Raw genomic sequence first — 24998 nt, 5'->3', positions numbered from 1 at the left:
TAATTAAATTACAGATTTAGTCAATTGGAGCGTATTTTGGCGCGTAATCTAGTAATAATTACATCATTTGTCCTTTTAGCCGGGGTTAGTGGCTGTGATAATGGCGGTAACCCCGCCACTATTTGTAAGAATAATCCTGAACTTTGTGACGATTTGCATAAGGACAGCTGGTGCAGACGGGAAAAGGCCAGCCTGATAATTCAGCGCTATCAGGTCAAAACCACGCCGGAGCCCTCAGGCGAACAAGTCTATCGCTTGCTCGTTAATCTGGAAAACTACAATCGCTGTGTGGGGCTTGCCGCCGGAGTACAGCATATTCTCAATCCTGAACGCACCAATGACAGAGCCAGAGCCTATGGTTTGAGCGCGCAAAGCTTGTCTGAGCTGCAAGCCTCTACCAAGGGCAGCAATGACATCTATATTGCCTTCTATCACTGGGCACATTTGGGTGACGATGCAGCACTCAAGGTATTACTGGAGGCAGAGAAACAGCAACAGATAGATTCGCCCGAGATCCTTGCCGGACTCGCGGGCTATTATCTCAAGTTTGATGCCATCAAAGCGAAACAACTCTATCTTAAGGTGTTGGCAAAGAGCACCAAAGAGAACTTCGACCCCGATTGGTTGTTGGGGCTGGCAAGTGCTTCCAGGCAGTTGCAGGATATGGAGCAGGCCTATCTGCTCTCGAGAACCAATCTGCTTTTGACCGACAACCCGGTCGATGAGGTTCAACTGAAAGCCATGATAGGCAACAATAGTCAGTTGAGTACTCATTTGGATCAACAGGCAAGTAGTCTGGCGGACGCTCTGAAAGGCGGTGATTACCTTGAGAGTGATTGGCCAAAACGCCTGCAAGGCAATGAGGGGAAAGATGATGGGAAACAAGCTGAGACTGAGCCGGTAACAAAGCAAGCCGCTGATAGCAAACCCATTGATAGCGACAGCAAGCTCGAGAAAAGCACCGAAGGGGCCAAACAAAACTGATGATGTATTCTCCGGGCGGCAAATTACTTGCCAGTTTGTAATTTACGCCTGCCGGTCGCACAATAAAAGCATTGTTTCGCGATCGCTGTAATAAAAACACCTAATTTGTTAACGGAATAGCCAGTTACAGCGTGATTTAACTTGACGACCCGCGTCATTTTTGTAATTTTACTACTAATTACTGTTTTTACATTCACCAGAGGGATATGAGATGACTATCCGCGTAGCAATTAACGGTTATGGCCGTATCGGACGCAATGTTCTGCGTGCTCTATACGAGAGCGAGAAAGACTATCCAATTCAAATCGTTGCCATCAACGATCTCGGAGACGCTTCCATCAACGCTCACCTGACCAAGTATGACTCTGTTCACGGCCGCTTCAACGCCAAAGTAGAACACGACGACGAAGCTATTTATGTCAACGGCGACAAGATCCCAACCTTCCAGGAGCGCGATCCATCCAAGCTGCCATGGGCTGAGCTGCAGGTAGACGTAGTCTTCGAATGTACCGGTATCTTCACTTCCAAAGAAGCGGTACAACCACACCTGGATGCCGGCGCCAAGAAGGTTATCATCTCAGCTCCCGGCAAGAATGTGGATGCCACTGTGGTATACGGGGTTAACAATCAGGAAATCACCAAAGAGATGACTGTTATCTCCAATGCTTCCTGTACCACTAACTGTCTGGCGCCTGTGGCCAAGCCATTGAACGATGCCATCGGCATTGAATCCGGCCTGATGACCACCATTCACGCCTACACCAATGACCAGCGTCTGTCTGATGTGTATCACAGCGATATGCGTCGTGCCCGCGCGGCGGCTCTGTCGATGATCCCAACCAAAACAGGTGCAGCGGCGGCTGTTGGTTTGGTTGTACCTGAGCTTCAGGGCAAATTCGACGGCCTGGCGGTTCGGGTTCCGACTGTCAACGTGTCTCTGGTTGACCTGTCCTTTATCGCTTCCCGCGACACCACAGTGGAAGAAGTTAACGCCATCATAGAAGCGGCAGCCAAGACTTCCCCCATGAACGAAGTGCTGGCGGTAAACAAGGAGCCTCTGGTTTCCATCGACTTCAACCACAACGCCTTCTCGTCCAACTTCGACGCCACCCAGACTCGCGTCAAGGGACGTCTGGTGAAAGTCATGGCCTGGTACGACAACGAGTGGGGTTTCAGCAACCGTATGCTGGACAACGCCGTTGCCTTGATGACAGCCAAGTAATCCGAGTTCAAAGCCAAACGCCTGCCAAGTGCAGGCGTTTTTTATGCCAGTTACGCTGTCTTGCCAAGGCCGAGGTCTTTCTCAAGCGACCATAGCCCGTTTTTATCCGTCTGCGTTCACTCGATATCTCCCAGCTTCTCCATTGCCCATGCAATACTTGATGCAAAGCAGCGGATTTCCATTTTCGACAAGCATCATCAAGCACATTTCACTTCCGGAAAATAAATCCCCTACTTAGACTCAGGTTAAAAGCCGTTTCAATTATTGTGTTTGAAAGCCAATTCGGCCATTGCGCCGGTTAGCGCCTTGCCTTTAGCGGAGTCTCACTATGGACAATCAATTTCTCAGTCTTATTACCGATCCCCTTCTTGACCCCAAGCAAAAGACCCTGGCGCTGGCCGGTGCCGCCGATGCCAGTATTCCCTATCTGCCTCGCAGTGAAGCACTGACCCAAGCCATGGATAAAGGCATTATCTGCGATATGTTTGAGGGTCATGCCCCGTTCAAACCCAGATATGTTTTGCCCGATTACCAACGTTTTCTCGAGCAAGGCTCCGAGTACCTGGAGTTGACACCGGCCGAAGATCTGGATGATGCCCTGATGAAGCTGATGGTGCTGTATCACCATGTGCCGTCAGTCACCAATATCCCGGTGTTTCTTGGCTATCTCGATAGTTTATTGTTGCCTTACTGCCAGAACGTCAGTGATGACGCCTTGTATCAGAAACTGAAACGCTTCTGGATCCAGTTGGATCGCACCCTGCCGGACGCCTTTATGCATGCCAACATAGGCCCAGAGGACAACCGTGTCTGCCGCACTATTTTGCGCATTGATGCCGAGCTCAAGCAGGTGGCCCCCAATCTAACCTTTATGTATGACCCCAAGCGCACCCCCAAAGCGCTGCTGCGACTGGCGACAGACAATATCATTGCCTGCAGTAAACCTCACATCGGCAACTGGCCGATACATGCCCAAACCTTTGCCTGTGCTCCCGGTGAGGCGCCAAATCAAACGTTCGGCATTGTCAGCTGTTATAACGCGCTCCCCACCCGAGGCGGGGCCAATACGCTGGTCAGACTTAACCTCAAAGCCGTCGCCGAAGAAGCCGGTACCCTGGAGGAAATGCTCGAGCGCACCCTGCCCCATTACTGCAACCTTATGTATGAACTGATTGAGCTACGCTGTGAGTTTTTACACCGCCGGTCCCATTTCTTCGACTCTTTCCTGGTAAAAGAAGGCCTCATTGACGAATCCCGCTTTGCCCCCATGTTCGGCGTTTATGCCATGGCCGAAGCCGTCAATCATCTGCAGCAGTTGGCAGGTATGAGTGGCGAATATGGTCACAGTGAGCAGGCCAATGCGCTCGGTTTAGCCATTAGCCGCGCGCTCAGTGATAGAGTGACCACGACCCAAGTCAGTTTCGGCTTTAATGGCCGCGCCTTACTTCATGCCCAGGGGGGGCTTTCCATCGACAAAGGCATCACTCCGGGCGTCAGAATCGCCTACGGCCACGAGCCGGATCCTGTCACTCATGTGTTGGCGCTGGCGCCGCAACACGCTTTCTATCCTTCCGGGATCAGCGAGATCCTGACTCTGGATGAAACCATCAAGGCCAATCCTGAAGCCCTGCTTGAGCTGTGTATCGGCGCGCTGGATGCCGGCTTTCGTGAATTTACCGCCAACACCGCCGATACCGATCTGGTGCGCATCACAGGTTATATGGTGAAAAAGTCGCAGATCGCCAGTTACCGGCAACAAGGCTCACGTACCAACACCACCTTCCTGGGCACAGAGGCCAGTGAAACCACGGCCGTGACCCAAAGGGCACCGCGGGTAGTGAGCGCCGAGTTCCATGCCGCCGGCAAGTCCCCGGTGTAAGGGCGTAACTTATGAAGAGTGCAGCCCCGGGAGTGTTTGATAACCCGTTCAATCATTCTGAGCTTAATCGCTATAAGCTGAGTGGGTGTGAGTCGAATAGCCGTGAGTTAAGTAGCGGCGATACCGATGCTTCGGCATTGGCTATGGGCTCCGAGGTTACCAGTGCCGAAGTCGCCAGGGTGCTGCCCTTCTCGACCGTAGATGGCCCGGGCAATCGCATGGTGTTTTTCCTTCAGGGTTGCAATTTTCGCTGCCCGGGTTGCCATAATCCGGAAACCATCACTCTGTGTGACGCCTGCCGAGAGTGTATTGCGCACTGCCCGGCAGGCGCCTTGAGCCTTAAATCAACTGCGACTGACACTCAAGCAGTTCCCAATAGCAAGGCATCTCTCAGGCTTGCCTGGGATAGTACAAGCTGCATCGGCTGCGACACCTGTCTCGATGTTTGCCCTTCGAGCAGCCAGCCCAAGACCCAACGCCTGTCAGTCGGAAAAGCGTTGGCGCTGATTAAAAGGCAGCAAGCCTTTATCCGCGGTATCACCTTGAGTGGCGGAGAAGCCAGCTTGCAGCTGAACTTCGTCAGTACCCTGTTCAAGGCCATTAAACAAAGCCCAGAGCTCAAACACCTGACTTGCCTTTTGGATACCAATGGCAGCCTGGGAGCAAGTGGTTGGCAACGTCTGCTCCCTTGGCTTGATGGCGCCATGGTTGACCTGAAAGCCTGGGATGAGCCGGCTCACCGACGACTGACAGGCCGTGGCAACATCAAGGTCAAGCAGAGCCTGCAACTGCTGGCCGAAGCAGGGAAACTGGCGGAAGTCAGGCTACTGGAAGTACCCGGAAAGAGTGATTATTGGAAGCACTTTGACGCCCTGGCGTCGTTTTTGCTGGACTTGCAACGCTGGCAAGCGCTGAAGGGTGAGCCGATGCGGCTACGCCTAAACGGTTACAATCATCATGGTGTCAAAGGCGAGGCCTTGAGCTGGCCCAAGGCGAGCCAACAGCAGATTAATGATCTGGCCAAGGCGCTCAGCCGTGCCGGCATAGCCAATATCAGTCTGCCACCGGTTAACCTTGGCTGATGGACTGCTTAAAGCCACTGAGCAGGGTCGCTTTTAGCCATTGCAGCGCCGGATCCCGGCTGCCACTTTGATGATGCACCATGCTATAACCCACCTTGCCATAGGCAAAGGGCAATGGCTTAACCACCATGCCGCTTGCCTGCGCCGCCATTGAAGCCCACAGCGCCGAGCAGGTAAACAGCAAGTCCGAGTGACGACAGATACTGGCGGCGGCGCCGAAGTCGGCGACTTCCATCGCCAGATTCCGCCTGCGGCTCAACTGTGCCAATGATTGCTCGAAAAAGGGTTGCTGCAGATCGGCATCCAAAATGCCCACATGGGCGAAGCTCAGATAGGCATCCAGCGTCAGCTCTTTTGCTGCCAGCGGGTGCTCGGCTCGCATCAGACAACACATCTTGTCCTCTGCCAATCGCTCCCAAATCAGTTCGTTGCGACCGGTTGGCGGCTGTCCCAAATCGTGAGGCAGAACCAGCAAGTCCACCCGTCCTTCACACAGGGATTGAAACCCCGTGCTCTCTTTGGCATGCACCGCCAGTGTCATTCCCGGCGCCTGCTGCTGCACGCTGGCGATAGCGCTCGCAAGCAGTTCGAAGCTGCTTTCCCTCAGCGCCAAATTCATCCGCCCTTGAAATCTTTCAGGGCGAAAGCCCTCTTCGGTAAACAGGTTGTCCATCTCTCTGAGCATGGCGCTGATAACCGGCCCGAGTCGTTTGGCCTTTGCTGTCGGCAACAGCTGGTTACCCTGGCGGTAGAAGAGCTCATCGTCGAGGCAATCCCTGAGCTGGGAGAGTATTTTGCTGACCGCCGAAGGGCTCAAACACAGACGCGTGGCCGCCTGGGTGACGCTTTGCTCTTCCAGCAGTTGCCTGAGCACCAGAAGATGACGGAAATTGATGCGGGATAAGCGGACGATATCACTCATTCTGGCTATGTTTAACCTTGGCTGGATTTAACCTTGACTGAATAAGCCAAGGTTAAACCATAACTGAATGAAGTTCTGCAATCATGCTCTCATTCGGCCAAGCGCTTGGGGAAAGCGCTATCAGAGAATACGCCGCAGCAGAAAGTCGGCCTTGAGCCTGCGAATGCGGTTCATGATTTTCTTTACCGGCTTGGGGTAACTCTGCAAGGTATCTATCTGGCTGTAATGATACAAACGCTGGCTGTGCAGCAGCAGATGTTGCTGCTCTTTGACAAAAGACTCGGCCAGCTCTTGTTTGTCATCATGCAGCAGCAAACCATTTTCCAGATCCAGGGCCCAGGCCCGCGGATTGAGATTGCTGCCGGTGAGCAGGTGTTTGCGACCATCCATGCTCACCCCTTTGAGGTGATAACTGTTGTTGTCATGCTTCCACAGATGGATATTGAGTAGCCCCTGATCCACCGCCCACTGCTGGCGTTTGACAAACTTGCGCAGCGACTGCTCATAGAGATACGGCAAGGCACCTATGGTGGAAAAATCCTGCTCCGGTGGGATATAAAAGTCATTGGCCGTCTTGTCACCCACCAGAATATCCAGGCGCTTTCCGTTGCGCAGGTGTTTAACCAGCACCCGCACCAAAGCATAGGGCGGGTTAAAATAGGGCGTGCAAATAAAAAGCGATTCCTTGGACTCCTCCACCATGGCGAGTACCGCCTTGTTGAGCGGATTGCGCTTGCGTCCAAGGCCCAAAAGCGGCGTGACCCGCAATCCCTCTTCAACGCCCTTGAATTGATAGGTTGCCGCCGACAGTCGCTGTTTAAAGCTTCTGACATCAATTTTTTCCGGCAGTACTTCCTCTTCTTCCGGACAGCTCAGGCAACTGACCGCTTTGTCGCTCAAAATCGCACTGTCAATCATCTCTCGCATGCTGGCAGCCAGCTCGGCCGACTCCAGCACATGGTAGCGATCGAAACGATATCTGTCTTTCTGCTGCAGATAGATATTATTGAGGCTGGCGCCGCTGTATATCACGGCATCATCGACAATAAAGCCCTTAAGGTGCAGTACTCCCATAAACTCGCGGGATTTCACCGGCACACCATAAATGTTGAAGCGCTGCTGCGCTTGCGCCATCACCTGACGGTACATCAGGTTGTTGCCGCCATCGCCCTTATGGCCAATAAGGCCGCGACGGGCACGGTGAAAATCCACCAACACCTTGATTTCGAGTTCGGGTCTGGCTGCCTTGGCCGCCAGCAGTTCGGCAAGTATTTCGCGTCCGGCCTCATCGTCTTCCAGATAGAGTGCCGCAATATAGATAGCCTCTTTGGCGCAACGGATCCGCTCAATCAAGGTCTGTTTGAAGTTACTTGGGGTCAGCAACCAGTGCAATGCATCCGGCGCTATGGCAATTCCACCCAGCTTATCCAGCAAGGTATCCTCCTGTCACTGTATGTTCCGGCAATCCACTCGCTCCCTGTGTTTCCCGGCAAGAATGTCCTTCCCCTGTATGGCGAGATCGACAAAGATCCGCTGCGGGGCGAATAAGGCAATAGAAATTACCCACTTGTCCCGGCCCGGGCAAGCCTTTTCTCGCCAACAGTCGCTATTGGTTCACGATTTCGGCGCTATTTAACCCAAAAAGCGCTCTCTATAATGCGGCTTGCACTCTTAAGCCGACCCAGATCACGCTTTTGTGATGGCAGCCCTGTTATCAGCGCATTAGCCTTATACACTAATATGCCCTTGAGCCTCTCACTTACTGAACTCAAACTGGACGACAATGAACAAACAATTCTGGTTCACTCTTATTGGCACCCTGCTCGCGGCCTGGGCCCTGTTTCACTTCAAAACCTATCTCGGCCCTTTGGTACTGCCACTGTTTATCGGTCTGGTGTTGATAGTCACATTGAAACTTTATTCGCTGATGGACAAGGACGACAGCTAAGGCCCTGCAGGTTATACTCTCAAAAGCATTCACGGAACCGGAGGCTTTTCCATGCCACAGCTGTCCTTGCAGGGCTTGGCACGTCCACTGTTATTATTGAGCGCCATGGCGCTGTCTTCCCCTTTGAAGGCCGATAATACCTCTCTCAATGATCTTTTAAATCTGATTACCCCGGCCTCATCGCAAACTGCCGTCTGGATAGAAGATTTGCGAAGCGGCGAGCAACTGCTGAGCCACAACAGTGAAACCCTGATGATCCCGGCCAGTACCCAAAAACTGCTGACCGCGGTAACAGCCACCGAGCTGCTGGGAGAAGAGTTTCGCTATCACACCAGTATTCTCAGTACCGGCTCACCAAAAAGCGGCGTGCTTAAAGGCGATCTCTATTTGCTGTTCAGTGGCGATCCTACCTTAACGCGCCGGGATCTGACTGAGCTGTTCAAGCGTGTCACCGAAGCCGGTATTAGCCAGGTGCAGGGCAATCTTATCTTGATAGGAGAAACCCATGAGCAGCTAAGGGCGCCCGGTTGGGTATGGGATGATTTGGGGATCTGCTACGCGGCGCCCGTCTCCAGCTATGTGATCAACCAAAACTGTGTCCATGGCAAACTCGAGCCCACACTCGCCTCGGACAAAGCCAAAATTTCCGCGCCGTTTTATCTGCCAGTCAAACTGACCACCAACGCCATCTTCGACAAGGGCCACAAGCAGGACTTTTGCGAACTGCAACTCGACCGATTACCCGGCAACCACTTTCATTTCAGTGGCTGTTTCCCGGGATCCCAGGTATTGCCGTTGGCGCTGGCGGTCAACGACCCCGGCCAATATGCCATCGACAGCGTCGCCGGCATTATCAAGGGCAAACTCAGTATCAAAGGCAAGATACTGACCTCCAATCAGCTACCGGCCAGCTCAAGGGTGGTGGCCAGTCATGCCTCGGATGCGCTGCCCGAGCTTTTGGAAACCATGCTGCTGGAATCTGACAACCTGATTGCCGACAGCCTGCTTAAACAGCTGGGTAAACACTATTATGGTGATGGCGCCAGTTTCAGTGCCGGTGCCAAGGCCATCAGGGAAGTGCTGGCGGAAAAGGGCGTAGTGTTGGAAAGAGCCCAACTGATAGACGGCTCTGGGCTGTCACGCTACAACCTACTGAATGCCAGGCAGTTGGCGCAGTTGCTGCGATTGATTGCCGATACCCCGGATTACCAGTGGTTGATGCACAAGCTGCCGGTTTCCGGCCACAGCGGCACCTTGAAGTACCGCAAGCGCTACGCCAACAAACCGCTCAAGGGCAGAGTCTGGGCCAAGACAGGCAGTATGCAGGGTGTGGTGAATCTGGCCGGTTATGTTACCGATGACAGTGACAAGCAAGTGCCCAGATACCTGTTTGTGATACTGGAAAATGGTTTGAGCCCCCAGAGTAAGGAGCTTGAAGCCGCGCCCTTTGCCACACTTTTGCTGCAGGGGCTGACAGATTACCGTGCAAACAGCCGCACAGAAGGCCAACTGGCGGCAAAAGAGCAAGACAAGCCCAAACCAACACCGCAGGAAAAAGCACAGACAGAGCTTAATGTCAGCGCCCGTTAGTGAAACGCCTTCAAAGCTCTTACCTCCATAAAACAACAATAAAGCCATAAGAAAAGAGCCGCTTATCGCGGCTCTTTCGATTCAGCTTGAATACTTCTGCGTTCTCAGAACAGCTCGGGCGCAAGGGCCATCACACTGTCATCACCACTGACCAGCTGACTCAAGTGGAAATCGGCTTTGGCCAACAACTTGGCAAAGTAGAACTCCTTCAGTTGGTTCTTGACCTCGGCAAAGCCCGGCTCGAGCGTATCGGTTACAGCAAGTGCCTTATCTGCCATCAACAGCCACAGGTAACCGTAGAGTATGTAACCAAAGGCATCCAAGGCTTCAACCGCCAAGGCGTTAATGAGCGCAGGCTTATCGCCTTTTTGCTCGTTAATGGCGGCAATCACACTGGCAAACTGGTCGAAAAGGCTTTCAACGCGCTGTTTCTGCTCATTTGATACTTGTCCAAAAGTCACCATATCGGCCTTGATATCGGCGATAAATTCATTCAGGGTCGCCAGACGGTCACCTGTGAGCTTACGCCCCAAAAAGTCGATGGCCTGAATACCATTGGTGCCCTCATAAATCTGGGCGATACGGGTATCACGCACCAACTGTTCTATGCCTGTCTCACGAATATAGCCGTGACCACCGAATACCTGCTGCGCCATTATGGTGGCGTCCAGACCGCGATCGGTCAGAAACGCCTTGGCGACAGGAGTCAGGAGGCCCACGTAACGACTGGCTTTGGCTTTAACCGCTTCATCTTCGGCAAACTTGGCCAGATCCAGCTGTTTACCTGTGAGCATGGCCAAGGCCCTTCCCGCTTCTGTCATGGCGCGGATATTCAGCAGCATGCGGCGCACGTCGCCGTGTACCAATATAGGATCGGAATCGCTACCGGTTGGTGAGCCGCCGGCAGCAACGCCCTGGAGGCGCTCTTTGGCATAGTCGGCCGCCATTTGATATGCGCCCTGAGCACTGCCAAGCCCCTGAATACCTATGGACAGACGTTCATAATTCATCATGGTGAACATGCACACCAGGCCACGGTTGGGCTCGCCGATAAGGTAACCCTCGGCATCATCAAAATTCATCACACAAGTCGCCGAGCCCTTGAGGCCCATCTTGTGCTCTATGGCACCGACGGTTACACCGTTGGCTTCGCCCAAACTGCAGTCATCGGCCACCTTGAACTTAGGTACCAGGAACAGCGAGATGCCTTTGCTGCCGCTGATTTTGGCCAGCACCAGGTGAACCAGGTTCTCGGTCAAGTCCTGATCGCCACCTGTGATGAAAATTTTTGAACCACTGATAAGGAAACTGCCGCTGTCGGTCGGTTCGGCGCGGGTGCGGATATTACGCAGGTCCGAACCTGCCTGAGGCTCTGTCATATCCATGGCGCCGGCCCATTCGCCTGAGTAGAGTTTTGGCAAATATTTGGCCTTGAGCTCCTCACTGCCGTGAGCATGAATACACAGTGCAGCACCTGCGGTCAGTGCGCTGTAAAGTGTAAAAGCGTTACAGGCGCTATAACCCATTTCATCGACCATGACACCGAGCATTTTCGGCATCCCCATTCCTCCCAGCTCAGGATCGCCGCACAGCCCTACCCAACCACCGGCGGCAAACTCGGCATAGGCCTCTTTATAGCCATCGGGTGTGATCACCTTGGCAGCCTCGAAACTTACTCCTTGTTCATCACCATTGCGGTTTATAGGATGGATAAGGTCGCGACACAGTTTGGCGCCTTCTTCGAGGATGGCAGCGGCAGTATCGAGATCGACCGCATCGGCCATCGCAGGCAATGAAGACCAGGTTTGTTCGGCATCAAAGACGTGCTCAAGCAAAAAGCGCATATCGGTTAACGGAGCTTGGTAGGGATTCATCAGCAGACTCTTTAAACGTTAGATTTAAACACTTGTTTCAATCTAACCCAGATGTCACCGCAATACAATGCGCCAAAGGTAGAATTAGCAAGACAGCGACCACAAAAAACGCCTACCGCCAGCCCATTAACGAGTGGGACTCTTCGGCTGCAAAACACCTTTATTCAAGCCATGAAAAAACCGGCCATCAGGCCGGTTTTGTTGACTAAACGCTCTCGCCGCCTTTATTTGGTCCAGCGGTCCATCCAGCCCAGTACCTTGGCGTACCACTGCTCAAGGTTATTAGGGTTGAGGATCCAGTGGTTTTCGTCCGGATAGATCAGCAACTCCGAAGGGATATTATTGCGCTGCATATAGCTGAACGCCGCCAAACCCTGACCGTAAGGTACCCGGAAGTCTTTCTCACCGTGGATCACCAGCATAGGAGTCTTCCAGTTCTCAACATAGTTGGCCGGATTGAACTTCTCATAAAGATCCTTGGCCTGCTCGTAGCTGCCGCCAAACTCATGCTCAGGGAACCAGAGTTCCTCGGTCACATGGTACATGGAGCGCATATCAAACAAGCCGGCATGGTTAACCAGGCACTTGAAACCGTCGTTCCAGTTGCCCTGGATCCAGTTCATCATGTAACCGCCGTAGGAGCCACCGAGGGCACAGGCGTTATCGGCATCGATCCACTTCTGCTGCTTGGCAACCGCAACCAGACCTTTTTGCAAATCTTCCAAAGGCTTACCGCCCCAATCCAGGCTGATGGAATCGGTAAAGGCCTGACCATAGCCGGTAGAGCCGTGGAAATCCACCATCACCACAGCATATCCGGCACCGGCCCACAGCTGAGGATTCCAGCGGAAGCTGAAACTGTTGCCGAATGAACCTTGTGGGCCGCCGTGTACCAAGAAGGCCACCGGATACTGCTTGCCTTTCTTGAAGTTAGCAGGCTTGAGCCAGTAACCATACACCTCTTCGTTGTTCCAGCCCTTGAAGCTAAACTGCTCGAACTCACCGAACTTGACCTTGTCCAGCTTGGCCTTGTTGACTTCAGTCAAACGGGTCAGGTTTTGCCCTTCCATGTTGATGGAGTAGAGATCGCCCGGTTCCACCAAAGACTTATGATTGATGATCAAACGATCGCCCGCCAGACCCACCAGGCTGTTGCTGCCATCGTTATAGATGGCACGCACATCACCAAACTGGGTGTTGATGGCAAATACAGACACCTGCCCCAGATCCTGAGCGGTCACATACAGGGTGTTGTTATCTTTACCAAAGCTCAGCGAGGCCGGGCTTCTGTCCCACATGGGCGCCACTTCCTTGCTCTGACCCGTGACTGTGTCTCTGAGCATGATGCGGTATCTGTCGGCCTCGAATCCGGGCTTTTTCATCGCCAGATAGGCCAGGTAGCGGCCATCGGCGGAAAACACCGGCTGAGCATCCCAGGCCTGGTTATCTTCGGTGAGATTCTTGGCCTTGCCACCTGTGACCGGCACCTGCCAGAGATCGTAGTTGGTGGTCCAGGCCTGATCTTTACTCGGTGCCTTGGCACTGTAGACAATATATTTGCCATCCGGGCTGAATGTCACCTCTTCCATGCCGGAAAATGGCTTGGGTGGGGTTTCGGTATCCAGGCCCTTGGTCACATCCACCGGCTTACCCAGCTTGCCGTTTTCAAGCTGCGCCACAAACAGGTGATTACGGGCATGGTCAGACCAGGTGTCCCAGTGACGCACCATCAACTGATCGTATTCACGACCTGTACTCTTGCGCTCGGCTTCTTTATCAAACTTGGCTTTTGAACATTCCAGGGTGTCGCACTCGGGAAAAACACGAATGCTCATCACCACCTGCTTGCCATCGGCCGATAATTTGTAGCCGTCGATACCCAGAGGCAAATCAGATACGGCCTGGGCTTCACCACCATCCAGTGGCAAGCGATACAGTTGGCTGCTGCCATCACGGGCGGCGATAAAATAGACTTGCTTGTCGTCGCTGCTGAAGGCCACATCATGCTCGGTACCTGGTGCAGAAGTCAGCTGCTTGGGAGCCGCGTTCTTGTCACTGAGATCCAAAAGATAAAGATCTGAGCTGCTGCCATCGTCGGTGACCTTCTTCAGGCCGTAGATAAGCTTGGTGCCGTCATTGGATACAGCGGCAGAATGGAGTTTGTTGAGCTTGACCAGATCCTGGACAGTAAAAGGTGCCTTATCGGCAGCCAGCGCCGGCAGAGCCAGACCTGCGGCGAGCAGCGCCATCAATAGTGGGTTGGTTTTCATTATAAATCTTCTTATTGGTTGTTGATTGCAATGCAAAAGGGGCCAACAGGCCCCTCAAGGTTCAGCTTAAGCCTTGGCGTTCTGGATATTCACCTTCCAGATCGCCGGGCCGGTTTCGTGCGCATTCACCCCGTTGGAGTCAACCGCTACAGTAACAGGCATATCCTTGACGTCAAACTCATAGATGGCTTCCATCCCGAGATCTTCAAACGCCACCACGCGAGATTGTTTAATCGCCTTGGACACCAGATAAGCTGCGCCGCCGACGGCCATCAAGTATACCGCCTTGTGCTTGCGGATAGATTCAACTGTGGCCGGACCACGTTCGGCCTTGCCTATCATGCCCATCAGACCCGTCTTATCCAGCATAAGATCGGTAAACTTATCCATACGGGTAGCGGTTGTCGGGCCGGCCGGGCCAACCACTTCATCACCTACCGGGTCGACTGGACCGACGTAATAGATGAATTTACCAGTGAAATCAACTCCTTCTGGCAAGCCTTCACCGCTTTCAATCAGGCTCTGGATCCGTTTGTGAGCCGCGTCACGGCCGGTGAGCATCTTACCCGAGAGCAGCAGAGTATCGCCGCTGTTCCAGCTTTCAATCTCTTCCTGGGTAACGGTATCGAGATTGACCCTGCGCACGCTCTCACCCACTTCCCAGGTGATTTCCGGCCAGTCATCAAGGCTTGGCGGAGTCAACTCGGCTGGGCCGCTGCCATCAAGATGGAAATGCACATGGCGGGTGGCGGCGCAGTTGGGGATCATCACCACAGGCTTGGAGGCAGCGTGGGTTGGCGCTGTCTTGATTTTAACGTCCAGTACAGTAGTCAAACCGCCCAGGCCCTGGGCACCAATGCCTAAGTTGTTGGCGCGCTCGAAGATATCCAAACGCAGCTTCTCTTCCGTGGTTTCGGCGCCGCGTTCCATCAACTCGTGAATATCCACGCTCTCCATCAAGGCTTCCTTGGCAAGCACAGCGGCTTTCTCGGCGGTGCCGCCAATACCTATTCCCAGCATACCCGGAGGACACCAGCCGGCGCCCATGGTTGGCAGTGTCTTCTCAACCCAGGCGGCGATATCGTCAGATGGATTGAGCATCACCATCTTGGCCTTGTTTTCACTGCCGCCGCCCTTGGCGGCAATGGCCACTTCGATATGATCGCCGGGAACCATCTGAATATGCACCACGGAAGGTGTGTTATCGCGGGTATTCTTGCGGCTGCCAGCCGGGTCGGCCACTATTGAGGCACGCAGCGGGTTATCAGGATTGGTATAAGCGCGGCGCACGCCTTCATCCACCATCTGCTGCACTGTCATATCAGTCTTGTCCCACTGCACGCCCATCCCCAGATAGACATAACAGGTCACAATGCCGGTATCCTGACACAGGGGTCTGTGTCCTTCGGCAGACATACGCGAGTTGATCAAAATCTGGGCAATTGCATCCTTGGCAGCCTGGCTCTGCTCACGCTCATAGGCGGCGGCCATGGCGTCGATAAAATCTTTGGGATGGTAATAGGAGATATATTGTAGGGCATCACTGATGCTGTCGATAAAGTCAGCTTGCTTGATTACAGACATGTTTGGCGCTCCATTAGCCTAAGGATCCGCCCCTTCAGCTCAGGATCAACGCTCAACAGAGATTCAAGCCAAAGCCTTGAATTTCAGGCTCCGCTTGTCGGTTTTGCGACACAAAAATGCTCAAAACGACAGCAAAGCCGTGATACAACGCGTTTTCACCAAGGGCCAGGGGTGGTTTTATTAGTTTTTTGTGGCCGTTATGATACTCTTTCGTTCCTTTTTGGGCTACATCACATTTTCAGATAGGGTCGTTCGATGTACCAGCAGGCTATTTGCCCTCCCGCCATTCGCGTTCTTGACTGGCAACTCTCAACCTTAGAGCTGTTTTCCCACTTCAGCGGTGAGCCTTGGGCCATGCTGCTGGATTCGGCCGATGCCCAGCACAATGACGCCAGATACGACATCATAGTTGCCGAGCCAATAGCCAGACTGGTGACCATGGCTGAAACCACCCAAATCTCTGAGGCGAGCGGCGTACGATGCTCAAGTGACGATCCTTTTGCCTTGCTGCAACAACTGCTGCAACAGTATTTTCCCAATGCCATGCAGGTCAATCTGCCTTTCAGCGGCGGCGCGGTGGGCGCCTTCAGCTACGATCTTGGCCGCAGACTTGAAAAACTGCCAAAACTGGCCGCAGCCGATATCGCTCTGCCGGAGATGAATGTCGGTCTTTATGACTGGGCTCTTATTCGCGATAAGCAATTAGAGTGCTGGCAATTGGTGCACTACCGCGGCGAAAAGGCGCTGACAGCAACCCTGTCGTGGCTGACGTCCAAAGTCACAAACAGCCCCAATAAGCACCTTGACCAGAAAGCGTTCCGACTCAGCGGTGAGTGGCGCTCGCAGCTCAGCCGCGAGCAATATGGCGACAAGTTTGCCAAAGTGCAGCAATATCTTCACAGCGGCGATTGTTATCAGATCAATCTGACCCAAAGATTCCAGGCCGACTATCAAGGTGATGAGTGGCAAGCCTATCGTAAGCTCAGACAAGCCAACGGCGCGCCCTTTTCTGCCTTTATTCGCCTGGAGCACAACTGTATCCTGTCCATCTCACCCGAGCGTTTTATTGCCCTGGGTTCCAATCGCCATATTGAAACCAAGCCCATCAAGGGCACCCTGCCCCGAAGTGCCGATGAGCAGCAAGACAGGGAACTTGCCAAACAGCTGGCGGGGTCGGAAAAAGACAGAGCCGAAAACCTGATGATAGTGGATCTGCTGCGCAACGATATTGGTAAGGTTGCCAGCCCCGGCAGTGTGGCCGTGCCGCATCTGTTTGCCATAGAAAGCTTTCCGGCGGTGCACCATCTGGTCAGCACAGTAACCGCCGTACTGGCACCGGGTTATCAGGCCACAGACTTGCTGCGGGCCGCCTTCCCCGGCGGCTCTATCACGGGCGCGCCCAAGATCCGCGCCATGGAAATTATCGAAGAGCTGGAACCCAGTCGCCGCTCACTCTACTGCGGCGCCATCGGGTATCTGAGTCAGGATGGCAAAATGGACAGCAGCATCACCATTCGAACCCTGGTTGCCGATTCCGGGCAGCTCTATTGCTGGGCTGGCGGCGGCATAGTGGCCGACTCAGACGTGGATGCCGAATACCAGGAAACCTATGATAAAGTGAGTCGAATACTGCCGCTATTAGCCCCGGAGCCAGACTCGCCTTAGCCTGATACCTGCATTCAAGCTGGTTGAGAGTGCTTTGCGAAGACAGGACAATAATGGCTTGGGTTATTGATTAGTTCAATCGACTTCAAGGACGCTATGGATAAAGACGAGCTGTTAACCCGTTTTCAACTCAGAGCCCTGAGTCGATACCATTCTAGCCCTTTGACCCCGGCCAAACTCAGAGCCGCGGCGGTACTTATCGCGTTGGAGCCGGGTTTACAAGGACCGGAGCTTATCCTGACCCAGAGGCCGAAGCATCTTAAGGCTCATCCCGGTCAGGTGAGCTTTCCAGGCGGCAAACCGGAAGCCGAAGATCAGAACCTTATCATGACCGCCCTCAGAGAGGCCGAAGAAGAGATAGGTTTGGCACCGGACAATGTCGAAATCATAGGTCAACTTCCCAATCACCCCACCTTTACCGGCTTTGAGATCACCCCTGTACTTGGCTGGGTAAAATCGCCCTTTGAGGCCAAAATTGACCCGGGCGAAGTGCAGGAGCTGTTTCGGGTGCCGCTGGCGTTTTTACTCGAAGAGGAAAATCGTCACACGGCAATGTTCGAGCGCCGCGGCCACTTCTATCCAGTCACCTTTATTCCCTATCGCAGGCACTTTATCTGGGGCGCCACCGCGGCGATTATCGATATGCTCTGTCGGCAACTGCGCTGACAGCACAACATGAAGGCTTAGATAAAGAAACGCAGATACAAGCCGGCGGCGGTGGATGAGAGCAATAACAGTGGAATATTGAACCAGTAACCCAAACGGCTGTGATGGGCCACATACCAGTTAAAAGCCAGACTGAGGAAACTGATGGCGGCGCAAGCCCAGATGATGTATTCCAATAGCATGGTTTGCTGAGGGTCCCAGTACAAACGCACCGGCGCCCCTTTGCTGAAGAAGTAACCTACGGCCCTGTCCGGCCTCGCCTTATCAAATACCAGCAGGGCATAAATTGCCAGTGACCAGCCTATAATCGATAGGCTTGCCAACAAATATTGAAAGATTTTCACCTTCTTCATCCGAACTCCTTCCGTCTGAAGGGGATATTACCCCCAGAATACCTTTTTCAGCTTGAGAAAAGCCACCAGCAAGGTAATATAAACCTCCAAATTTTTTCCTGTGTCATCAATATAGTCAGGGATTTGCCTGATTTCTGCTCTCGAACTATTTTCGGGGCCGAGTTGAAGCATAAAACGTTTCATTGGAGAACTAAGCAATAATGAGCATTGCATCTGTCGCATCTGTATTTAAAGGTGAGCATGCGGTCGGTTCACAGGTCACTGTACGTGGCTGGGTTAGAACCCGTCGTGATTCCAAGGCCGGCATCTCGTTTCTTGCCGTCTATGATGGTTCCTGTTTCGATCCTATCCAGGGCGTGGTGCCAAATAGCTTACCCAATTACAATGACGAAGTGCTGAAGCTCACTGCCGGCTGCTCCGTGATTGTCACAGGTGAAGTGGTTGAAAGCCCAGGCTCAGGCCAGGACTTTGAACTGCAAGTGACCCAAGTGGAAGTCACTGGCTGGGTTGAAGATCCTGATACCTACCCTATGGCCGCCAAGCGTCACTCGGTTGAACACCTGAGGGAACTGGCGCATCTGCGTCCACGTACCAACATCATTGGCGCAGTTGCCCGGGTACGTAACTGCCTGTCACAGGCGATTCACCGTTTCTATCACGAAAATGGCTTTATCTGGGTCTCTACCCCACTGATCACCGCCTCAGACTGTGAAGGCGCCGGTGAAATGTTCCGGGTATCGACGCTGGACATGGAAAACCTGCCACGCACTGCCGATGGCAAGGTGAACTATGACGAAGACTTCTTCGGCAAAGAGGCGTTTCTGACCGTATCCGGCCAGCTCAACGGCGAAACCTACGCCTGTGCCCTATCGAAGATTTACACCTTTGGCCCTACTTTCCGCGCCGAAAACTCCAACACCAGCCGTCACCTGGCCGAGTTCTGGATGGTTGAGCCGGAAGTGGCCTTTGCCGATCTGAACGACATTGCCGGTCTGGCCGAAGCCATGCTCAAGTACGCGTTCAAGGCGGTGCTGGAAGAGCGGATGGACGACCTGCAGTTCTTTGCCCAGCGCGTCGATAAAGGCGTGATTGAGCGTCTGGAGAACTTTGTTAGCAGTGACTTTGCCCAGGTGGATTACACAGATGCCGTTGAGATCCTCAAAAACTGCGGCAAGCAGTTTGAGTATGATGTCGAGTGGGGCATAGATCTGCAATCCGAACACGAGCGTTATCTGGCCGAAGAGCACTTCAAGGCTCCTGTGGTAGTGAAGAACTATCCAAAAGATATCAAGGCCTTCTACATGCGCCTCAACGAAGATGGCAAGACAGTGGCGGCGATGGACGTATTGGCTCCCGGCATAGGTGAAATTATCGGTGGTTCCCAGCGTGAAGAGCGTCTGGATGTACTGGATATGCGCCTGGCCGAGATGGACCTCAACAAGGAAGACTACTGGTGGTATAGAGATCTGCGCCGTTATGGCACTGTGCCTCACTCAGGTTTCGGTCTGGGCTTCGAGCGTCTGGTGTCTTACGTTACCGGTGTTTCCAACATCCGCGATGTGATCCCCTTCCCTCGCGCCCCAAGAAGCGCCAACTTCTAACGAGTTCTTATCCAAAAAACGCGCTTCAGGGCGCGTTTTTTATTGGCTGAATATCGGTTTAGCTACAGATTTTTACGCCGGCTTAAAGGGCTGCACTCTGTCGCAAACCGCGCCGAGCAAAGGTTTGTCGTGAGAGATCACCAGCAAGGTCAATTGCCTATCATGGGCTATCTGCAATAGTTGCTGCCAAAGCCTTTGCTGACTCACCATATCGAGCTGGGCCGTGATTTCATCACAGATAAGCAGCCTGGTTTCCGGCACCAGTGCCCTTAAAATATTGAGCCTTTGCAGCTCACCGCCGGAAAGGCCGCCGGGGCGAGATGCCAACCAGCGTCTGAGTTCAGACTCGGCCACGCCGAGCATGGGCAAGAGATGAGCATAATCACGCCCCTGCCAACTCTCATTCAAGGATTGCGCCAGGGTCAATCTGGGGTTGAACGCCTGCTCCGGCTGCTGGATAACCCACTGAATGGGTGAAGGGCGACCGCGAACCTGCCTGAGCTGCCGACAGCATTCAAGCTTTCCCGCCGCAAGCGGCATCAAGCCTGTGAGTATCGCCGCCATGGTAGACTTGCCGCAGCCACTGTCACCCCAGATCCCGAGAATTTCGGCGCGATTAATGGCTATCTCAGGCAGCTCAATCACCTTACTGCCCCGGTAAGCCAAGCCATCACTGAGTGAAAGCAGCGGCGATAAGGATGCAGAAGGCAAAGGTGCGCTTTCAAGCTCCAAAGCAGAGCCGGATTGAGCCGGTTTTGTTTGCAAAGAATTTAGACTCATGCGCGCCTCCGACAAGGCGAGTTTCTGAAACTCTCAAGGCTGTCACCATGAGACTTTTGTTGACTAGCGGCTTGACTAGCAGCTTGGTTATAGAGTTGGCTATTGAGTTGACTCTTGGGCTCGCCAGTAGATTCAGCATCAGCCAAGCGACAGCTGCCGGCAGGCCAGTTTTCCGGCAATGCCGCCAGCAAGGTTTGGCTGTAGCAGCCTTCGCGCTCACACTTATCTCCCAACTTATGCCCGGCAAGACTCACCCGCAGACTGGCACTATCCGTCACCTCGGCGAGCCGGCCGCGGCGCAGCAGATACAGCCCGGCATCCAAGGCCAGCACGGCCCTGAGGTTATGACTGATAACCAGCACCGCCTTGGGGCCGGCGTCTAAACCCAGTCGTAGCTGCAAGGCGCCACTGGCAACGTCATTGAGCAAGGCGTAAAGCTCGGTGGCAGCAAGCTCATCCAGGCCGCAACAAGGCTCATCGGCCAGCAGTAGATCCGGCGCCTGCAGCAGGGCCTGCGCCAGCAACACCCGCCGGGCCATACCGCCGGAGAGCATGGGAGGATAAGCCGCCAGGATCTCAGCTGTGATACCCAGCTCACCGTACAGAGCCTGTCGATAAGGACGCATGGCATCATCACAGTACCAGTCGAGCAATTCGCTTATCTTAATGTTGGCGTCCAGCACCTGGGTGCTTTGAGCGCAAAGCGCCGTCTTCTGTGGCCGCATCAAGCCAGCACATTGCATGACTATCCCCTTTGGCAAACTGCCCATGATAGCCAGCGCCAGCAAGCTCTTACCGGCACCGCTCTCCCCCAGCACTGCGGTAACCTGTCCTGGAACCACCTCAATATTGAGGCCATCCAGCAAGGTTCTGCCATTGCTATCCTTCAGGGTTAAATCTGTCACTTGGGTATGAATAGCGGCGGCTGGTTTAACATAGTTTGAGGAAAATAAATCGCTTTTAGACTCCAGGGCATTGGTGCCCGGCAACTTAGGCGCGGCCATACCGTCTCTGGCAAACTGGATCAGATTTTCGGCAAGCTTAGACAGCAGCAGAATAAAGCTCAGCAGCAAGAGCCCGGGGAACAGCGCCAGCCACCATTGGCCAAGCAACAGATAGCGATTGGCCTCAGCCAGCAGTTCGCCCATGGAGGGCGCGTTGCTGTCGAGGCCAAAGCCAAGAAAGCTCAGCGCCGCGACATGGAGCAAGGCATGCGGAAACAAGTTGAGCCCGCCAATCAGCCACTGTGGCATAATGTGAGGCCATAAGTGGCGCATGCGGGTGCTGAACCTGGAGCCGCCGAAACCCAGCGCCAGACTGACATAGGGCTGAGCCAGGATTTCATCCATTTCCAGCAAGAGTAAACGTGTCAGTCTCGGCCAGTGGCTCAAAGCCAGAGCCGCAATCACCCCATATTCCTGGCCGCCGAAGGCCAGCGCCAGTAAGATAAGCAGCAACAGATGTGGCAGCGACATACAGAGATCGCAGCTGAGCAATACAGCCTGGCGCCATCTGGATCCGGTTTGCGCCAGCAAGGCCAGCAGCAGTGCCAGCGAGCTGCTGAGCAATACCGCCAGCGCGCCTATCCACAGACTTTTGAGCATGGCCGCGCCGCTGCGCTCGGCCATATCACGCCCAAGCCAATCCGTTCCCATGGGATGAGCCCAGGATGGCCCCTGACTCTTGGCCAGCAGGTTAAGCTCACTGGCATGATTGCCAAATAGCAGGCATAGTGTCGTCAGCAACAGAAGTCCGCACACCGGCCAAAACCAAATGACAACTCCGCGGCGGCCATCCTTGACCAGAAGGCTTTTCAAGCAAAGCGTTAATCCGCCCATCATGCCTGCACCCCAGCAGCATGAGTCGAACCCCCACTGAGCCTGCCGCGCTGCAATCTGGCGCTGATAAGCTCGGCGGCCAGGTTACCGCAAAACACAAACAGCGCCGAAAACAGGGTAATCCCCATCAGCAAGGGCGCATCGTTGCCGAGTCCGGCCTTGACCAAGGCGCTACCCAGTCCGGGGAAGTTGAACACGGTTTCGGCGAGAATAGAGCCGCCGAAAAGCTCGGCAAAAGAGGCAAAGTGCAGCACTATCGCAGGTTTCAAACTATTGGCAAAGATATGCTTCTTGAATATAGCAAGACGACCTTTACCGTGACTTTGGGCATATCCCACATATTCGCTGTGGTAAAGATCCAGTACCTTTTCCCGGGTGTGCAGCACCAAGGGCGATAGCTGGCTCAGCGTCAGGACAGTCAACGGCAAAGCAAGATGCAACAACATGCTGCCAAGGCTCTGCTCGGTAAAGCTCAGCCCAAGCGGCGCGGCGCAGCACACGGGTGTCCAAGCCAGAGTGACAGAGAACAGGCTTATCATTATCATCGCCAACCAAAATGACGGAATGCTCGAAAGCAGCCAGGCAAAGCGTCTCAGCCAGCGATCGCAGAGACTCCCTTCGGTGATTGCACACAGCAGCCCCAAGCCATAACCGAGCAGCAGAGCCAATCCCCAGGAAAGCGCCATCAACAGCAGGGACAGCGGCAAGCGCTCGGCAATCACCTCAGAAACGCTCTGGCGAAACACCAGGCTCTGGCCCATATCGCCACTCAGCAGCGCGGAAAAGTAGCTGGTGATCTGCTGCCAGAGTCCGGTGTCCAACCCCAGCTCGCGGATCATCTGGGTGCGCTGGGCATCGGATACCGCCAGCAGGTTACCGCCAAGGTAGTGGATTAAGGGATCGAGAGGCGATAATGACAAGAGCACAAACGCCAACAAACAAGCAAACAGTAACAGCAGCGCAAGCCGTATTGAACGCAGCAAGGCGCTACGCCAGCAGACTGACGACCACTTTTGAGGCGCTATCGGCTTGCAGGCTGACGCTGGTGATTTCACGGACATTGCCAGCGCCACTGGTTGATATTATTGGTGATCGGCCAGCCATGGCCATGGGGCTCAACCAAGGGCTGCCCCAGGTACAAACACGGATTGGCGGCATACAGATGCTGCAGATTCACCAACCAGCTCCAGGGCACATCCCGGCTTATCTGCTGCTGCGCCTGCTGCCAGAATGCAATTGCGCTATCAACAGAATCTGCCTCGCGAGCCTTTTCCAGCGCCTTATCCACCAGCGGATTTTGATAGTAGCCTGAATTGAAATAGCCTTTGCCGGCATTGCGACTGTCGTAGATAAGCGCCATCTCATTGGCAGAAAGGCTACCAAAGCCAAAGAGTACCGGCGCCTGATGCATCACTCGATAGATGTTTTCCCAGCTGTCCGCCTTGGGCTCCACCTCGAACCCGGCCATTCTGGCCATCTGGGCACTGGCCAGCGCCAACTGCTCGCGAATGCTGTCACCGGCCAGATAGTAGAGCGGGAATGTCAGCCGTCGCCCATTCTTTTCGCGAATGCCGTCTGCTCCCGGTAACCAACCGGCATTGGCCAAGAGTTCAGACGCTTTGAGTAAACGCTGCTTCAAATCCCAGTCGGCCCAACCTGGAACCGCGCTGCCCCATGGCAAGTCATCGGCGATTGACCAGGCAGGTCTTGCATACCCTCCCAGCAAGCCATCGACAAGTTGCTGGCGGTCGATCACCATATCGAAGGCTTGGCGCACCGCCAATTCACTGGTGACAGGGTTATCTTCTGCTCGCATCGGCCAGGCAATGCCGCGGTTATCGACGCTGGTTTGTGACCACAGGCGATAATTGCCCTGCTCCATCAGGGCATCGGCATATCTGGGTGCCAGTGCCGAGAGTTGCAACTGCCCGGTTCTGAGCATGGCAAAGCGGCTGTCTTCGTCGGCAAAGACGATGACCAATTTGTCGAAAAAGGGCTTTTTCAGCAACGGGTTGTCGGGATCGGCACTCTGATATCTGGGGTTGGCTTCCAGGATCAGCTGCTGCCCCTTATCCCAGCGGCGCATTTTATAGGGCCCCGAGCCTATGGGATGCTGACCATAATCCGGGCCGTAACTGTCGCTTGGCACTATCGCCAACTCTGCCAAGGTATCGATAAAGCCAATATCTGCCTGCTTGAGGGTGAATTCGACTTGCAGTTCAGACTTTTGCTCCACCCAGGCAAGATTGGACAAGTCCTGCATGCCGGCCCCTTTTCTGGCGAGCTCAAAGGTAAAGGCGACATCCTCTGCATTAAGCGGACTGCCGTCACTGAACACCAGATTGGGCCTCAGCGTCACTGTCCATTTGAGCCTGTCCGGGCTCAGGGTCCAATCACTGGCGAGATCGCCGATAAACTCACCACCGCCGGCGCGGCGCAGCAAGGCAGATTGAATAAGCGGATTATTGTAACGCCCCCAGCCAAGGATGGGGTCAAAGCCACCATCGGGCTCGGCGCCCAGCACCATAACCAAAGGCTTTGGGCTATTGGAAGCATCTACAGAGGAAGGCAATACAGCAAGCAGCGAAGTGCACAATAAAGCGCCCAAACCAAGTAAACGACCAGGCTTTGAGAATGGCTGCCCGTGCCATAGAGGAGGCTTGCCTTGCTCGCGTTGGGAATTGCTTGAAAGAGATGAAAACAACACCTGAGACTCCCCGAAAATGGTGAAACCCTGCCA

The 24998-nt window shown here is 54.0% G+C and carries 19 protein-coding genes; 9 read left to right on the top strand and 10 right to left on the bottom strand.

The genetic code is table 11. The features are described from left to right. Positions 1-24: 24 nt before the first annotated feature. The 4 genes from ACF8D4_RS13920 (at position 25) to ACF8D4_RS13905 (ending at position 5167) form a co-directional block, all read left to right on the top strand. Positions 25-984: a DUF2989 domain-containing protein gene (locus ACF8D4_RS13920; protein ID WP_306295296.1), complete on the top strand. Its 960-nt coding sequence runs from the start codon at positions 25-27 to the stop codon at positions 982-984. Positions 985-1195: 211 nt separating this feature from the next. Then, positions 1196-2206 carry a type I glyceraldehyde-3-phosphate dehydrogenase gene (gap, locus tag ACF8D4_RS13915; RefSeq protein ID WP_025010313.1) on the top strand — a complete coding sequence of 337 codons (1011 nt, stop codon included), beginning with the start codon at positions 1196-1198 and terminating at the stop codon, positions 2204-2206. Positions 2207-2534: 328 nt separating this feature from the next. Next, complete coding sequence (locus tag ACF8D4_RS13910) at positions 2535-4085, top strand: YjjI family glycine radical enzyme (RefSeq protein WP_221058807.1); 1551 nt, start codon at positions 2535-2537, stop codon at positions 4083-4085. A gap of 11 nt (positions 4086-4096) precedes the next feature. Continuing rightward, positions 4097-5167, top strand: coding sequence for a YjjW family glycine radical enzyme activase (locus ACF8D4_RS13905; RefSeq protein WP_311044944.1), 1071 nt, complete (start codon positions 4097-4099; stop codon positions 5165-5167). Here the strand turns inward: ACF8D4_RS13905 and ACF8D4_RS13900 are convergent. Beyond that, positions 5154-6089 (bottom strand): LysR family transcriptional regulator, encoded by a 936-nt coding sequence (locus ACF8D4_RS13900; protein WP_221058808.1) that lies wholly within the window; start codon positions 6087-6089, stop codon positions 5154-5156. The two genes, ACF8D4_RS13905 and ACF8D4_RS13900, sit on opposite strands and share 14 nt — an antisense overlap. A 120-nt stretch (positions 6090-6209) precedes the next feature. Further along, positions 6210-7523: a CDP-diacylglycerol--serine O-phosphatidyltransferase gene (gene pssA / locus ACF8D4_RS13895; RefSeq protein WP_392465299.1), complete on the bottom strand. Its 1314-nt coding sequence runs from the start codon at positions 7521-7523 to the stop codon at positions 6210-6212. 349 nt (positions 7524-7872) lie between these two features. Here pssA and ACF8D4_RS13890 point away from each other — a divergent pair, with 349 nt between their 5' ends. Both ACF8D4_RS13890 and dacB read left to right on the top strand, forming a co-directional pair. Next, the gene (locus tag ACF8D4_RS13890; RefSeq protein ID WP_093982798.1) at positions 7873-8037 is read left to right on the top strand and encodes a hypothetical protein; all 165 of its coding nucleotides are present in this window, start codon (positions 7873-7875) and stop codon (positions 8035-8037) included. Positions 8038-8088: 51 nt separating this feature from the next. After that, the gene (gene dacB, locus ACF8D4_RS13885; protein WP_392465297.1) at positions 8089-9627 is read left to right on the top strand and encodes a D-alanyl-D-alanine carboxypeptidase/D-alanyl-D-alanine-endopeptidase; all 1539 of its coding nucleotides are present in this window, start codon (positions 8089-8091) and stop codon (positions 9625-9627) included. A 104-nt stretch (positions 9628-9731) separates the two neighbouring features. Here the strand turns inward: dacB and ACF8D4_RS13880 are convergent, their stop codons facing one another. The 3 genes from ACF8D4_RS13880 to ACF8D4_RS13870 form a co-directional block, all read right to left on the bottom strand. Then, positions 9732-11501, bottom strand: a complete 1770-nt coding sequence (locus ACF8D4_RS13880; RefSeq protein WP_144133620.1) for an acyl-CoA dehydrogenase — start codon at positions 11499-11501, stop codon at positions 9732-9734. 224 nt (positions 11502-11725) lie between these two features. Beyond that, the gene (locus ACF8D4_RS13875) at positions 11726-13771 is read right to left on the bottom strand and encodes a S9 family peptidase (RefSeq protein ID WP_144133621.1); all 2046 of its coding nucleotides are present in this window, start codon (positions 13769-13771) and stop codon (positions 11726-11728) included. A 66-nt stretch (positions 13772-13837) separates the two neighbouring features. Next, positions 13838-15355 carry a fumarate hydratase gene (locus tag ACF8D4_RS13870; RefSeq protein ID WP_025887332.1) on the bottom strand — a complete coding sequence of 506 codons (1518 nt, stop codon included), beginning with the start codon at positions 15353-15355 and terminating at the stop codon, positions 13838-13840. Between the two features lie 255 nt (positions 15356-15610). On the opposite strand from ACF8D4_RS13870, the gene pabB reads away from it, so the two are divergent. Both pabB and ACF8D4_RS13860 read left to right on the top strand, forming a co-directional pair. Further along, the gene (pabB, locus tag ACF8D4_RS13865) at positions 15611-17020 is read left to right on the top strand and encodes an aminodeoxychorismate synthase component 1 (RefSeq protein ID WP_144216156.1); all 1410 of its coding nucleotides are present in this window, start codon (positions 15611-15613) and stop codon (positions 17018-17020) included. Between the two features lie 96 nt (positions 17021-17116). Beyond that, on the top strand, positions 17117-17686 hold the full coding sequence (locus tag ACF8D4_RS13860) for a CoA pyrophosphatase (RefSeq protein ID WP_096141932.1): 570 nt from the start codon (positions 17117-17119) through the stop codon (positions 17684-17686). A 17-nt stretch (positions 17687-17703) separates the two neighbouring features. On the opposite strand, the gene ACF8D4_RS13855 is transcribed toward ACF8D4_RS13860, so the two are convergent. Then, entirely contained in the window at positions 17704-18039 is a 336-nt protein-coding gene (locus tag ACF8D4_RS13855; RefSeq protein WP_025010305.1) for a hypothetical protein, read from the bottom strand. A 200-nt stretch (positions 18040-18239) separates the two neighbouring features. Between ACF8D4_RS13855 and asnS the strand changes: the two genes are divergently transcribed. Continuing rightward, positions 18240-19640, top strand: a complete 1401-nt coding sequence (gene asnS / locus ACF8D4_RS13850; RefSeq protein ID WP_044734530.1) for an asparagine--tRNA ligase — start codon at positions 18240-18242, stop codon at positions 19638-19640. 72 nt (positions 19641-19712) lie between these two features. Here the strand turns inward: asnS and ACF8D4_RS13845 are convergent, their stop codons facing one another. From ACF8D4_RS13845 to ACF8D4_RS13830, 4 genes are all read right to left on the bottom strand, one after another. Further along, positions 19713-20420, bottom strand: a complete 708-nt coding sequence (locus tag ACF8D4_RS13845; protein ID WP_236574409.1) for an ATP-binding cassette domain-containing protein — start codon at positions 20418-20420, stop codon at positions 19713-19715. Next, entirely contained in the window at positions 20417-22165 is a 1749-nt protein-coding gene (locus tag ACF8D4_RS13840; RefSeq protein ID WP_392465293.1) for an ATP-binding cassette domain-containing protein, read from the bottom strand. Before ACF8D4_RS13840 ends, ACF8D4_RS13845 begins: the two co-directional genes overlap by 4 nt. Positions 22166-22257: 92 nt before the next feature. Further along, positions 22258-23319, bottom strand: a complete 1062-nt coding sequence (locus ACF8D4_RS13835) for an ABC transporter permease (RefSeq protein ID WP_345847239.1) — start codon at positions 23317-23319, stop codon at positions 22258-22260. Then, entirely contained in the window at positions 23310-24854 is a 1545-nt protein-coding gene (locus ACF8D4_RS13830) for an ABC transporter substrate-binding protein (RefSeq protein WP_257574405.1), read from the bottom strand. The genes ACF8D4_RS13835 and ACF8D4_RS13830 overlap by 10 nt, the downstream gene beginning before the upstream one ends. Between the last annotated feature and the right edge of the window lie 144 nt (positions 24855-24998).

The sequence above is a fragment of the Shewanella sp. YQ_9 genome, from assembly GCF_043103185.1.
GTDB lineage: Bacteria > Pseudomonadota > Gammaproteobacteria > Enterobacterales > Shewanellaceae > Shewanella > Shewanella algae.
Note: the sequence above shows the minus strand (reverse complement) of the source record. Positions and strands in the feature narration are given on the sequence as shown.

What these genes read in the sequence shown, in the direction of transcription:
- gap (WP_025010313.1), top strand. Translation starts at nt 1,196, where the DNA reads ATGACTATCCGCGTAGCAATTAACGGTTATGGCCGTATCGGACGCAAT.
- dacB (WP_392465297.1), top strand. Translation starts at nt 8,089, where the DNA reads ATGCCACAGCTGTCCTTGCAGGGCTTGGCACGTCCACTGTTATTATTG.
- pabB (WP_144216156.1), top strand. Translation starts at nt 15,611, where the DNA reads ATGTACCAGCAGGCTATTTGCCCTCCCGCCATTCGCGTTCTTGACTGG.
- asnS (WP_044734530.1), top strand. Translation starts at nt 18,240, where the DNA reads ATGAGCATTGCATCTGTCGCATCTGTATTTAAAGGTGAGCATGCGGTC.
- ACF8D4_RS13905 (WP_311044944.1), top strand. Translation starts at nt 4,097, where the DNA reads ATGAAGAGTGCAGCCCCGGGAGTGTTTGATAACCCGTTCAATCATTCT.
- ACF8D4_RS13890 (WP_093982798.1), top strand. Translation starts at nt 7,873, where the DNA reads ATGAACAAACAATTCTGGTTCACTCTTATTGGCACCCTGCTCGCGGCC.
- ACF8D4_RS13875 (WP_144133621.1), bottom strand. Translation starts at nt 13,771, where the DNA reads ATGAAAACCAACCCACTATTGATGGCGCTGCTCGCCGCAGGTCTGGCT.
- ACF8D4_RS13855 (WP_025010305.1), bottom strand. Translation starts at nt 18,039, where the DNA reads ATGAAGAAGGTGAAAATCTTTCAATATTTGTTGGCAAGCCTATCGATT.
- ACF8D4_RS13870 (WP_025887332.1), bottom strand. Translation starts at nt 15,355, where the DNA reads ATGTCTGTAATCAAGCAAGCTGACTTTATCGACAGCATCAGTGATGCC.
- ACF8D4_RS13910 (WP_221058807.1), top strand. Translation starts at nt 2,535, where the DNA reads ATGGACAATCAATTTCTCAGTCTTATTACCGATCCCCTTCTTGACCCC.
- ACF8D4_RS13880 (WP_144133620.1), bottom strand. Translation starts at nt 11,501, where the DNA reads ATGAATCCCTACCAAGCTCCGTTAACCGATATGCGCTTTTTGCTTGAG.
- ACF8D4_RS13835 (WP_345847239.1), bottom strand. Translation starts at nt 23,319, where the DNA reads ATGTCCGTGAAATCACCAGCGTCAGCCTGCAAGCCGATAGCGCCTCAA.
- ACF8D4_RS13900 (WP_221058808.1), bottom strand. Translation starts at nt 6,089, where the DNA reads ATGAGTGATATCGTCCGCTTATCCCGCATCAATTTCCGTCATCTTCTG.
- ACF8D4_RS13860 (WP_096141932.1), top strand. Translation starts at nt 17,117, where the DNA reads ATGGATAAAGACGAGCTGTTAACCCGTTTTCAACTCAGAGCCCTGAGT.
- ACF8D4_RS13845 (WP_236574409.1), bottom strand. Translation starts at nt 20,420, where the DNA reads ATGAGTCTAAATTCTTTGCAAACAAAACCGGCTCAATCCGGCTCTGCT.